The sequence below is a fragment of the Bacillus sp. GB_SG_008 genome, from assembly GCF_052038115.1.
Taxonomy (GTDB): domain Bacteria; phylum Bacillota; class Bacilli; order Bacillales; family Bacillaceae_G; genus Bacillus_A; species Bacillus_A rhizoplanae.
This window is the reverse complement of record NZ_JBPZSK010000003.1, coordinates 176,675-189,625: the sequence shown is the minus strand read 5'-3', so window position 1 is coordinate 189,625 and position 12,951 is coordinate 176,675. Positions and strand designations below refer to the sequence as shown.

Below are 12,951 nucleotides of genomic sequence, written 5' to 3'. Positions count from 1 at the left end.
TTATTTGTATATAAGAGGAATTTGCGTATTTGTGTTGAATTAAAGTGAAGTAGGAAAAGGAGGGTCTTGGATATGACGGCAGTTACACATGAAATTGAAAAAGAGTTTCTAGCTTTTATAAAGAAAATGATGAATTATGAGGAAGCGCTGAACCTTATATTTTGGGATTTACGCACAGGTGCGCCCAAAAACGGTGTAGATCAACGTTCTGAAGTAATTGGTATGCTTTCGGCAGAAGTGTTCGATATGTCAACTTCTAAAGAGATGGAGGCCTATTTAATAGGGTTAGAAGAGTTAATTGCAGAAGGAAAACTCTCAGATGTGACAAGAAAAACTGTAGAAGAGTGCCGAAAAGAATATGATCGAAATAAGAAAATTCCAAAGAATGAATATGAAGAATTTGTAAAAATACAGGCAAAAGCAGAAAGTGTGTGGGAAGAAGCACGCGAAAAATCTGATTTTGAGATGTTTCGTCCATACTTAGAAAAAATTGTTGAATTTAAAAAGAAGTTTATTACATATTGGGGTTATGAAACATACAAGTATAATACATTATTAGATATGTACGAACCTGGTGTAAAAGTAGAAGTATTAGACCGCGTATTTGGACAATTACGTGAGCGAATTGTTCCGCTTGTTGGACAAATTGCTAACGCAAATAAAACGTTGCAAACGGAAGCTTTAAGTAAACATTTTTCCAAAGAGCAGCAAAAACGATTTAGCTTACAACTATTAAAGCAATTGGATTACAATTTTGATGCAGGCCGCTTAGACGAAACAGTACATCCATTTGCAATTACATTAAATCGCGGTGATGTCCGCATTACAACACGTTATGATGAAAATGATTTTCGTATGGCAGTATTTGGAACAGTTCATGAATGTGGTCATGCAGTGTATGAGCAAAATATTTCAAAAGAATTAGAAGGTACACCGCTTTGTGATGGCACATCTATGGGTATTCATGAATCACAATCTTTATTCTTTGAGAACTTTATTGGTCGCAATAAGTCGTTCTGGAAAAAGAATTATGATCTATTAAAACAATATACAGATGGTCAATTTAATAGTTTATCTGTAGATGAGTTTTACGATGCAATTAATGAATCGAAACCATCTTTCATTCGTATCGAAGCGGATGAATTAACGTACCCACTTCATGTGATGGTTCGTTATGAAATTGAAAAAGAATTATTTGATGGAACATTAGAAGTAAAAGACTTACCATCTGTTTGGAACGAAAAAATGGAGAACTACCTAGGAATCCGTCCGGAAAATGACGCACAAGGTGTACTGCAAGATGTACACTGGGCTGGTGGAGATTTCGGATACTTCCCATCATATGCGCTCGGTTACATGTATGCAGCACAATTCAAGCATAAGATGCTAGAAGATATTCCAAATTTTGATGAACTATTAGAAGAAGGAAATGTTGCACCAATTCGTGAATGGTTAACAAAAAATATTCACCGATATGGAAAAATGAAAAAGCCTTTAGAAATTTTGCAAGATGTAACGGGTGAAGGATTAAATGCGAACTATTTAGCGGATTATTTGGAAAGAAAATATAAAGGAATTTACGAATTATAAGAGAGAAAACGAGCTATTTATTGTAGCTCGTTTTCTTTTTAGAGTTGATCGGGATTAGAAATATTATTTTTAGTGCAATCGTTAGCTGTAGATTTTGAAGAAAATATAGTTTCCTCGATACTATGAGGGGAAATCTTCAAGGTTTCCCTCTATTTCAATTGTATCTTTGCTTAAATCAATAGAGATTATCAGTATAATTTTTTCGTTTTTCACATCAATAATATCTATAGTAAATAGTTTATTTACTATAGATATCGATAAATTTGTATTGATATGTAAGTTTCAATTTGGAATAACTTGTATACTTATTTCTCATTGCACTTCCTCCATACACGTATATTATAGAGTACATTCGCAGCAAGTAATGAGAATTCCTTCACCGTGTACCATTATTGAATTAAAAAGCAGAGGAGCTAAAAAAGCACCTCTGCTTGCTATATTACCAGAATTTAAAACCTTTCGAACCTGGCGGCGCATTTTGAATCATATCCATAAATGGAATGGTATATGCGAATAAAATAAGTAGTGCTGTAATTCCAAGCCATAGTTTCCAATTTTCAAAAACAATTGGTGGTTGATCAGACGCATCAGATACTTCTCCAACCGGAAATTCAGTGTGCCCTTTTGGTGCAAAGAAAGCAAGATCTAAAAAGATAATGATTGCTAATATAATGCCGACAAATAAGATTGTTCCTCCGACTGCTTGTGCAATCTGATACGGTATCCATTCAATAGCTTGCGGTGCATTTCCATATGTGGAAAAAGAAGAGCGGCGCGGAGCTCCTAATAGTCCAGCAAAGTGCATCCCAGCAGACATGAAGAACATTCCAAGTGCCCATACACAAGTTTGAATCATCGCAAGGCGATTCATTTCTTTTGTCAAAACACGTCCTGTTAAGTGGGGGATAAGCCAATAGCCAATGCCGAAAAATGTTAGTACAACAGATGTGGCTAATGTTAAGTGAAAGTGTCCTGTTATCCAGATTGTATTATGGACAACTTGATTTAATTGATGGCTTGCATTTACAAGTCCTCCTGCTCCGGCTGGAATGAACATAAGCATTCCAACGAACGGTGCAAAGAATCTAGCATCCGACCATGGAAGCATACGCAGCCAGCCAAATAGTCCAGTTGCTCCTTTTGAGCGGCCGTATTGCTCAAATGATGCAAATAGAGAGAATGCTGTCATTAATGATGGGATGATAACCATGAACGTTAAGGCGACTTGTAAAAATTTCCATCCAGGATCAATACCTGGTTCTGTTAATTGATGGTGAAATCCAACCGGCACGGAAAATAATAAGAATAAAATAAATGATAAACGAGCAAGAGAATCACTAAAAATTTTTCCGCCAATAATCTTTGGAATAATGACATACCATGCCATGTAGGCAGGGAGAAGCCAGAAATATACGAGTGGATGACCGAAGTACCAAAATAATGTTCGGCTAACAAGAACATCAATTTTATCAACGATGCCTAAGCTCCAAGGAATAAATTGTACAAGTACTGTTGCAGCGACGCCAAGAGTGGCAACGAGCCAAAGCAGCATTGTAATAACAGCCATGAAGCTAAGTAATGGACCAGCTTTTCCTTTATTTTGCTTTTTCCATGTGCGATAATGAGCAAACATCGCAAGGCCGCTAAACCAACTGCCGACAACAACGAGGGTAAGACCGATGTAAAATCCAGGGTGAGCTTTTAACGGAGCATAAAATGTATAGAGAACAGTAGCTTTATTTAATAGTATAAAAATAGCGGTGATGGTTGTTCCAGTCGTCATAAGCCAAAAACCAATCCAGCCTGTTGTTCGTACTCCTTTTGAAAGAGTCCCAGCAGTTTTGCTCATACAGGCAAACAAAAAGCCGATAATAAAAAATGTTGTTAATACGAGGCCAAGTAACACACCATGTGTTGTTAGTACTTGATAATAACCAATTCCAGCTGGAAGATTAAATTTTCCAGATCGGACAAGTACTTGCAGTAGCCCACATAATCCTCCTAAGAATAGAGCGATAAATGCAACATGTATATGAGCCATCGCAAGTTTGGCGTCTTTTTTGTATATTTTATCCTGAACATGTATCATTTGTCAGTCACCTCTACTTTCGCGCTCATCATATGATGGCCTGTCCCGCAATATTCATTACATACGATTAAATACTCACCAGCCTTTTGAAACACTTGAGAAGCTGTGCTCACATAGCCGGGCTCAACCATCATATTCACATTTGTCCCTGCAATTTCAAAGCCATGTACAACATCTTTCGTTGCGACAACAAAGTCAACTTTGGCTCCTTTTGGTACCTTAATGACATTTGGTGTAAAGGAAAATGCTTGTGAGACAATTGTTACTTGATAATGATCTTTACCAACTTGTTTTACACCAGGATGATCAAAGGGAGCAGTCGCATTTACTTTTTCTGGGTCGATTGTCGTTAAGCAGCTAGGCGGCTGGTTTCCCATATAAAACGCGCTTACTCCAATTATAGCTAAAAATACAAATAATGAACCGATACCGAAAATGAGCCAAATTTTTTCGTACTTATGCAAGTGCATATCCCATCTCCCCTTTGTTTACCAATAACATTACAATCGATTTAAAAAAATTTGGTATACACTAAACCATGTGAAGATTAAAAAGAAGCCGAGCAAAAAAACAGAAATTAATGTTCCTTTTAGTGAACTTTTCTTTTGTTGTTTGTTTTCGACTGGCTGTAGTTTACGTTCTCCCATTTTTCTCCCTCCCCGAGAAAGTGAATCTTACATTTTTATCATACGAAATATTTTGATAATTTCTACATTGTCAGCGGTGCTTTCAAAAAGTGTTCATTGATACAATTAAAACTATGCTTATGATGAAAAGTTGATAAATCGTGATGTATTACAGATTTTGTAATGAGGAATTGTGAAAAAAATGTGAAGTAGATGGTTCGTTCACAATGCTAGCAACCTAAGTAGTTTTGAAGTTCTTAAAAAATAGGTATGATTTCAAAATGAAAGAGGTTTCAAAAAGTCGAACGAAAATTGTATATTTTTTAAATTTGTACGTGTTTTTTCGTAAAATGCTTTTCAAAGTAAAAAAAGTGCGTTATAATCCTTTTATTAAATTAAATAAGTTAGCAACACTCATATAATCGCAGGAATATGGCCTGCAAGTTTCTACCGAAGTACCGTAAATGCTTCGACTATGAGTGAGGACGAATATATTGCTATAGTTGCATTCTTTTTTTGCAAAGCTCCAAAAGCACGTCCCTCACTTGTATTGGGTGAAGGCTGCTTTTGGAGTTTTTTATTTGCATAAGAGGGGGAACAAACCATGAAATTATTACAAGAGAAAATTATGCGAGAAGGAAAAGTATTGTCAGATGATGTGTTAAAAGTGGATGCATTTTTAAATCATCAAATTGATCCAGTGCTTATGCAAGAAATCGGAAAAGAATTTGCAAAGCGTTTTAAAGACGAGAAAATTACAAAAATCGTGACGATTGAGTCTTCAGGAATTGCTCCAGCTGTAATGGCTGCATTAGAATTTGGTGTAACAGTTGTTTTTGCAAGAAAACGTAAATCGTTAACGTTACAAGATAATATGTATATTGCAAAAGTATATTCCTATACAAAACAAGAAACGAACGAAATCTCTATATCGAAACAATATATACATGAAGACGACCGCGTCCTTATTATTGATGACTTTTTAGCGAACGGTCAGGCAGCACTTGGTTTAATGAACTTAGTACAGCAAGCAGGAGCAACAGTGGCGGGTATCGGAATCGTGATTGAAAAAGCATTTCAAGATGGAGGAAGTAAATTACGTGAGAGCGGCGTTCGCGTAGAATCGTTGGCAGAAATCGCATCGCTTGATAATGGTACAGTTCGTTTTGTCGAACATGCGGCAGCGGAGGTGAAGTAAGATGAAGCAACACCCTCTTAAGGTTGCATCTCTCGGTATTCAACATATGTTGGCAATGTATGCCGGGGCAGTTATCGTTCCGCTCATTGTTGGAGGCGGACTTGGATTAAATCAGCGTGAACTTACTTATTTAGTGTCAATTGACTTATTAATGTGCGGCATTGCAACAATTTTACAAGCATTAACGAATCGTTTCTTCGGTATTGGACTTCCAGTAGTGTTAGGTTGCACTTTTACAGCAGTTGGACCGATGATTGCTATTGGTAAGCAATATGGAGTATCCGCTGTGTATGGTTCTATTATTGCAGCAGGACTATTTGTTGTTTTATTTTCTAGTGTGTTTGGAAAGCTTGTAAAACTGTTTCCACCAGTTGTTACTGGATCAGTTGTAACAGTTATTGGAGTTACATTAGTTCCAGTCGCGATTAATGACATGGCTGGTGGTGTAGGAAGCAAAGATTTTGGTAGTTTACCCAATTTAGCATTAGCATTCGGAGTATTGTTATTTATCATCATCATGTACCGTTTTTTTGATGGTTTCATTCGCTCTATTTCTATCTTATTAGGATTATTATTTGGTACAGCAATTGCAGCATTAATGGGGAAGGTAAGTTTACAAGCTGTAGCGGAAGCTGATTGGTTTCATGGTGTACAGCCATTTTACTTCGGTACACCAACATTCGAATTAACACCTATCATTACAATGATTCTAGTTGCTTGTGTAGGAATTGTCGAAGCAACAGGAGTTTATTTTGCACTATCGGATATTTGTAACAAAAAAATTGGTGAAAAAGAATTGGCAAAAGGATATCGTGCAGAAGGAATTGCAATGATGTTAGGTGGTATTTTTAACGCATTTCCGTATACGACATACTCACAAAATGTAGGTCTTGTTCAACTGACAGGTGTGCGCAATCGTGTTGTCATTTACACATGCGGTGGTATGCTTATTGTACTTGGATTTATTCCAAAGATTGCCGCGCTAACAACGATTATTCCAACGCCAGTACTTGGCGGTGCAATGCTTGCTATGTTCGGAATGGTTATGGCATATGGTATTAAAATGTTAAGCGCTGTTAACTTTGCAAAACAGGAAAACTTATTAATTGTTGCGTGTTCTGTTGGAATTGGTCTTGGTGTAACAGTTGTGCCAACATTATTCTCGCAGCTTCCAGAGAGCGTTCGCATTTTAACAGATAACGGAATTGTATTAGGAAGTGCCTCAGCAGTGCTTTTAAATATTGTGTTTAATATGATTCCGCAAAAACAAACGAAGGTAAAAGAAGAGCAAGTTGCAATGCAAAGCGCTGTTTCTAAAGCGTAAAACAAAGCAGTATCTCACGATGAGATACTGCTTTGTTTTTTCATAGGCATGTTTTTTCCATAGGTACCAAGACGCCAAATATATTCAAGTGGTCCATACTGATAACGAGATAGCCACCAGCGGCTAACAAAGATTTGAATAATATAGAAGCCGATACAGAAGAGTGTGCCGCCCCATAGTGGGAATACGATATTTGCTTGAAATAATAAACCGAATACCAATAAAGTTACAATAGTTTGTGAAATATAATTTGTTAATGCCATACGGCCAACATATTGGAAGGGACGAAATATTTTTTGCCATTTTGCATGCTGCAATAGACGCATAAGTGTGAGAATGTAAAAAATGAATAATGTTTTTCCGCTTAACGTAATAAAGCCAATCATTTTAAATGGCATGTATGAATCGTTCATATTGAAATAGACAATCATAATCCACCATGTTGGCAAAGTAGCGATGAAGGCAATGATTTGCCATTTCTTTAGCTTTGTATCAATATCTTTTACGCGGCGGAAGATTTCTTTTTTGCCGGCGTATAGGCCAAGTAAAAAGAGACCAACTGTTTCCGGTAGCATCATAAGAGAATAGCCGATTTCTTCAGAGTAAAAAGCAGTAAAACGATCTTGCACTTGCAAGCTCCAATTTAGCAACGGAACTACCGGAGCAGAAAAATCTCCAAGTTTTTCAAGCGGAACGACTAGCATCGTTGAGCTAGCAAGCAACATAATAAATTCCCATATACTTAATAAAATAAGGGACCAGATTAGTAAAGTTTTTGGTTGCCTTTTATAAAATAAAAGAAGTACAAATCCACTTATTGCATAATTATGTAAAATATCGCCGTCCCAAAGCAAAACATAATGTAAAAATCCAAACAATAACAATATCAGTAGTCTACGTATAAATAGTAATTTTGGACGATATGCTTTCTCTTCAGCACGTTTCATAAAAATATAAAAACCAAGGCCGAACAAAAAGGAAAAAATTGTGTAAAATTTTGTTTGGACAAACAGATCATAAAACAGTCGAATGTAACGATCCAATCCTTCGTAAACACCTGTTAGATCTCTCGATTCAATGCCAGCTAATACAGGCCAGTTTACAAGGAAAATACCAAAAATTGCAATCCCTCGTATAATATCAATAGAATGAATTCTTTCATTTTGTGAAATACTCTTTGCCATACTTCCTCTCCTTTTTTGTATATTTCTTTTAGTATATACGGTATGGAAAGTGGTGGGATATATATTTCCAATTTTTTTAACTGTTAACATTTCTCCCGTGAGTTATAATAAGAGGGCACAACAATCCTACTACTCCTTTAGAACAGGCAGTATGAAAGCTCCTTTATTTGAAAAGGAGCTTTTATTTTTAAAATATATATTGATAATCATTCTCTCTAGTGGTACAATGTGTTTAAAATTGATAATCATTATCAAGAAAGTTAGGTGTGATTGTATGGTATATGCATTTTTAGCAGGAACAGTTGTTTTATATGCAGTTGTAACAAAACATGTGTTAAATCGAGTAGGAGCAACTAAATAATGAACTATATTACATAGAAATCCCTTTCGTTTTCAAAAAGAATGAAAGGGATTTTTTATTTTTTTACTGTGAAGATGCTGAAAATTTAGTAATATAATAGGTGGATACATCTTGGAACAAAGGGGCATGAGGGGATGACAAAAACAGTGCAAACAAACAGTTTACAAAAGCTTGTTTGTTTTTATGAAGAGTGGCAGAAAAAAGGTGATATGGAACATAGTGAAAAGTTGCTTGAAGTTATACAGAAATATAAAGAAGAGCAGCTTATGATTGCATTTTGTGGACATTTCTCTGCTGGAAAATCAACAATGATGAACTATTTATATAAAGATCAATTGTTGCCAACAAGTCCGATTCCAACGAGTGCGAATGTGGTAAAGATAGAAAAAGGACATGCTCGCGTCGTTGTTACATTAAAATCAGGACAGAAATACGAGTATGACGGTATGTATACAGCAGAAGAATTAAAACAGCTTTGTAAAAATGGCGATGAAGTGATTGGAATCCATATTTATCGGAGCGATGCACCGCTCCCAGAAGGCGTTGTTCTTGTTGATACGCCTGGTATTGATTCAACTGATGATGCACATCAACTTGCGACTGAATCTACGCTGCATCTTGCCGACATTATTTTTTATATGATGGATTATAATCATGTGCAATCGGAAGTGAATTTACAGTTTGTCAAAGAATTAAAGCAACGTAATAAAACGGTTTATCTTGTTGTGAACCAGATTGATAAGCATAAAGAACATGAATTGTCTTTTTCTGCGTATCAGCAAAGTGTAATGCAGTCATTTGCAAATTGGAATGTTGACGTTGATGGTATATTTTATACGTCTTTACGATTGCAACAACATTCGTACAATGAATTGGAAAAGCTAGAGGATCTGCTTATTTCTATTATGAAAGAACGCGGTTCTTATGTAAAAGGTGGAATGGAAAAGGAAGTTTCTTATTTACAACAAGAACATCTTTCTTATTTGTTAACACAGTATGAGAAACAGCTGGAGCCGCTTCGTGAAGAATTGACATCGCTATTATCGTATGAAGAAGTTACGTCGATTTTAGAAGAACTTGCTGAAAAAGAAAAAGAATTTTATGCAAAAGAAGATGAAGTAAAAAATAGATTTATCATAGGACTGCACAATATATTAGATAATGCATATTTAATGCCATTTGAAATGCGTGATTTAGCAAATCAATACTTAGAAACAAAATTGACGAAATTTAAAGTTGGTTTATTATTTGCAAAAGCAAAAACTGATCAAGAAAAGCAGCGTCGTTTACAAGCGTTTTATGAGTCCCTGCAAAAGACGGTAGAAGCACAATTAGACTTTCATGTAAAAGAATATATTGTTTCTTTTACAAAGCAAGAAGAGATATTTACAGAAGAATTAGGAAAAGCAGTATATGATTTGAATATTTCTTTTGAATCGTCACTTTTAGAGGAAATGATTAAGCAAGGAGCAGGGTTTACAGGAGATTATTTATTACATTATACAGCAGATGTTGCAAATGAATTAAAGAAACGATATTACAATGCGGCACAATCTATATTTGCGAAAGCTTTACCGATATTACAAGAAAGAGGAAAAGCTGAGCTGCTAAGCATTGATAAAGAACGAAAGCAATACGAAGCGGTGCAACATGCGAATGACATGAAACGTCAATATATGGAACAGTACGATCAGTATGAAACATATTTGCATGATGTATGGAACGATTGTGTTTCTGTGCCTGAAACGATGGAAATAGAAGATATTTTACAACGAACACAACGAGTGACAAATGCTAAATTTCAATTGCAAGAACAAGAAGCTGTATCTACGTATACGGAAAATCAAGTTGCAAGCACAGGAAATGTTAATATTCAGCGCGTATTAGAACATGTAAAGGAAACAGAATTTGTTCTAAAACAGCTTCCGGCTTTGACGCACGTATACGACGAAATTGTTGAAAAGAGAACACGCATTGAAACGAAACAATTTACAGTGGCGTTATTTGGAGCATTTAGTGCAGGGAAATCGTCCTTTGCCAATGCCTTATTAGGAGAAAAAGTATTACCAGTATCACCGAATCCTACAACAGCAACTATTAATCAAATTTTGCCGGTAACAGATGAGAAGCCGCATGGTACGGTAGTGGTACAGTTCAAATCGGAAACTGCGCTCTTTGAGGACTTAAAGGCTGTTTATAAGTTATTTCACCGTGATATTACATCTTTGGAAGAAGCACTCTTACAAATTGATGATGTACTGCAATATCCAGCGCCAAGTGGCAGACAAAAAACAACGTTTAGTTTTTTACGAGCGGTGCAGCATGGGTATGCGGAAGTAGGGCATCGTTTAGGAGAGCAATCTCGCGTAACATTAGCTGAATTTGCTGATTATGTGGCCAATGAAGAAAAGTCATGCTTTGTAGAATATATGGAGCTTTATTATGATTGTGAATTAACGAGACAAGGCATTGCACTTGTTGATACGCCAGGAGCAGACTCTGTTAACGCACGCCATACAGACGTAGCATTCCAATATATAAAAAATGCAGACGCAATTTTATTTGTAACGTATTATAATCACGTGTTTTCACGAGCAGATCGAGAATTTTTAATTCAGCTTGGACGTGTAAAAGATACGTTTGCACTTGATAAAATGTTCTTCTTAATTAATGCTGCGGATTTAGCACAGTCAGAAGAGGAATTACACACAGTAAAAGGGTATATTAGTGATCAATTGTTGCAGTACGGGATTCGGAATCCACGTCTGTTTGCGATTTCTAGCTTATTTGCATTAGAAGAAAAACAAGGAAAAGATATTTCAAAAGAAACGTATGGTATTTTAAAACATTCTGGTCTTGCACCGTTTGAACAAGCGTTCACTTCGTTTATCATGAGAGATTTAATGCTTGTATCGGTTCATTCTTTAAATGGAGCACTTCAAAACGGTTATAAACTTCTTACAAATATGATTGAAAGTGCAACACAAGGAAATGAAGAAAAAGAACAAAAACGAAAAAAATATGAAGCGGAACGTGAAGAACTGCTTCATATGATCTCTTCGCATAGTGTTGTAACAGAAGAAATGGCATTGGAAAATGAAGTGAAAGAGCTTCTATATTATGTAAAACAGCGCTTATTTTTACGATACAATGATGTGTTTACAGAATTTATTAATCCAGCTTCTTTACGAACACAAGGGAATGTGAAAGAGAAATTACAAGAGTGCATGATGGAGTTAATTGCCTTCTTACAACATGATTTATTGCAAGAAATGCGTGCAACGTCGCTGCGTCTTGAAAAATGGATGAATGAAACGATGAAACATGTGCAAGAAGAAGTAACGGTGCAATGTGCTACAAAGAATGAACAGCTCGTCATCCGTACAGATACAACATATGACTATCGCGTTCTTATGCATGAAAATCCATTTCCAAATATGGAAGCAAAACAATTTAAAAAAGCATTATCCCATTTTAAAAGTGAGAAAAGCTTCTTTGAAAAAAATGATAAAGCATTGATGCAAGAAGAAATGAAGCAAACGTTAGAACCATTTGTGGCAGATTACGTAATGGAAGAACAGCACCTATTTGTTAATCACTATAAACAAGAATGGCTTCATGGATGGCAACTTGTGAAAACAGTCATGATGCAAGACGCAGCGCAATACTATGAAAGTTTATTATTTGCGTTATTGGAAACAATTGATGTTTCTGCATACGAAAAGAGAAAAGAAGAATTGGAAAAACAATTAATGAAAATAAAACATGAAGTAGAAGTTCTATAAGTATTAAGAGAAAAAGATACGTTCAATGCGTTTTTGTAGAACAGCATCTAATGATTTTACAAATCCTGCAAATTCATCTGAGGAAACCATATGAGTTAAGACGAGACGTTTTCCATCTGGCGTTTCGCCGCATAAGACGAAGGAAGTGAATTCATATGGTTTTCCTTCTATCACTAACTTTGGATAGGAGTACGTGCCATTTTTCTTTTTCTTCTCATCAATGGAGATTATATTGCACTTCTTTTCATTGTTGTCCATAGTGATGACCTCCTTTGTATTACTTATGGAAGACAAGGGGTATTTAGAACAGGTGGAGATGAGAGAATTTTTATGGAACAATTAATTGTTGAGCGTATTTCTGAAGATAAGGCACCGATATCATTATTATTACTTGCTGATCCGAGCGAAAGGCAGTTACAGTCATATCTTCAACGAGGAATGATTTACGTTGCTAAACGTGATGAACATGTGATAGGGTCATACATATTATTGGAAACACGCCCTAATACGATGGAGATTATGAATATTGCAGTTTGTGAACAAGAACAGGGTAAGGGCATCGGGAAGCAGTTATTACAGCATGCGATTACAATTGCAAAAGAACACGGCATGCGGAAGCTTGAAATAGGGACAGGTAATTCGAGCGTTTCGCAGCTTGCTTTATATCAAAAATGTGGATTTCGTATTTTTTCTATTGATTTTGATTACTTTTCGAAGCATTATGAAGAAGAGATTATAGAAAATGGCATTGTATGCCGGGATATGATTCGGCTTACGATGGACTTATACTAGGG

Annotated in this window: 10 protein-coding genes and 1 riboswitch; of the genes, 5 read left to right on the top strand and 5 right to left on the bottom strand. The window is 36.0% G+C overall.

Annotation, left to right across the window (positions count from 1 at the left end; translation table 11 throughout):
* The first annotated feature begins 72 nt into the window (after positions 1 to 72).
* Positions 73 to 1,590, top strand: coding sequence for a carboxypeptidase M32 (locus tag ACTDJC_RS08690; RefSeq protein WP_440603169.1), 1,518 nt, complete (start codon positions 73 to 75; stop codon positions 1,588 to 1,590).
* 439 nt (positions 1,591 to 2,029) lie between these two features.
* Here the strand turns inward: ACTDJC_RS08690 and ACTDJC_RS08685 are convergent, their stop codons facing one another.
* Genes ACTDJC_RS08685 through ACTDJC_RS08675 form a run of 3 tightly spaced genes read right to left on the bottom strand, consistent with a single transcriptional unit; the run spans position 2,030 to position 4,326 of the window.
* On the bottom strand, positions 2,030 to 3,679 hold the full coding sequence (locus ACTDJC_RS08685) for a b(o/a)3-type cytochrome-c oxidase subunit 1 (RefSeq protein WP_440603168.1): 1,650 nt from the start codon (positions 3,677 to 3,679) through the stop codon (positions 2,030 to 2,032).
* A complete protein-coding gene (locus ACTDJC_RS08680) occupies positions 3,676 to 4,149 on the bottom strand; it encodes a cytochrome c oxidase subunit II (protein ID WP_098309358.1) in 474 nt (157 codons plus the stop codon). The genes ACTDJC_RS08685 and ACTDJC_RS08680 overlap by 4 nt, the downstream gene beginning before the upstream one ends.
* 30 nt (positions 4,150 to 4,179) lie before the next feature.
* Complete coding sequence (locus tag ACTDJC_RS08675; protein WP_098309357.1) at positions 4,180 to 4,326, bottom strand: cytochrome c oxidase subunit 2A; 147 nt, start codon at positions 4,324 to 4,326, stop codon at positions 4,180 to 4,182.
* 373 nt (positions 4,327 to 4,699) lie between these two features.
* Positions 4,700 to 4,801, top strand: a riboswitch (purine riboswitch).
* Positions 4,802 to 4,909: 108 nt separating this feature from the next.
* Here ACTDJC_RS08675 and ACTDJC_RS08670 point away from each other — a divergent pair.
* Together ACTDJC_RS08670 and pbuX are read left to right on the top strand one after the other, a co-directional pair.
* On the top strand, positions 4,910 to 5,503 hold the full coding sequence (locus ACTDJC_RS08670) for a xanthine phosphoribosyltransferase (RefSeq protein WP_098309356.1): 594 nt from the start codon (positions 4,910 to 4,912) through the stop codon (positions 5,501 to 5,503).
* 1 nt (position 5,504) lies between these two features.
* Entirely contained in the window at positions 5,505 to 6,827 is a 1,323-nt protein-coding gene (gene pbuX, locus ACTDJC_RS08665) for a xanthine permease PbuX (protein WP_098309355.1), read from the top strand.
* A 14-nt stretch (positions 6,828 to 6,841) separates the two neighbouring features.
* Here pbuX and ACTDJC_RS08660 read toward each other — a convergent pair whose 3' ends face one another.
* Positions 6,842 to 8,011, bottom strand: a complete 1,170-nt coding sequence (locus tag ACTDJC_RS08660) for a DUF418 domain-containing protein (RefSeq protein ID WP_440603167.1) — start codon at positions 8,009 to 8,011, stop codon at positions 6,842 to 6,844.
* A gap of 495 nt (positions 8,012 to 8,506) precedes the next feature.
* Between ACTDJC_RS08660 and ACTDJC_RS08655 the strand changes: the two genes are divergently transcribed.
* Positions 8,507 to 12,157 (top strand): dynamin family protein, encoded by a 3,651-nt coding sequence (locus ACTDJC_RS08655; protein ID WP_440603166.1) that lies wholly within the window; start codon positions 8,507 to 8,509, stop codon positions 12,155 to 12,157.
* A 3-nt stretch (positions 12,158 to 12,160) separates the two neighbouring features.
* Here ACTDJC_RS08655 and ACTDJC_RS08650 read toward each other — a convergent pair whose 3' ends face one another.
* The gene (locus ACTDJC_RS08650; RefSeq protein ID WP_098309351.1) at positions 12,161 to 12,415 is read right to left on the bottom strand and encodes a DUF3931 domain-containing protein; all 255 of its coding nucleotides are present in this window, start codon (positions 12,413 to 12,415) and stop codon (positions 12,161 to 12,163) included.
* Between the two features lie 72 nt (positions 12,416 to 12,487).
* On the opposite strand from ACTDJC_RS08650, the gene ACTDJC_RS08645 reads away from it, so the two are divergent.
* Positions 12,488 to 12,949, top strand: a complete 462-nt coding sequence (locus ACTDJC_RS08645) for a GNAT family N-acetyltransferase (protein ID WP_440603165.1) — start codon at positions 12,488 to 12,490, stop codon at positions 12,947 to 12,949.
* Positions 12,950 to 12,951 lie beyond the last annotated feature (2 nt).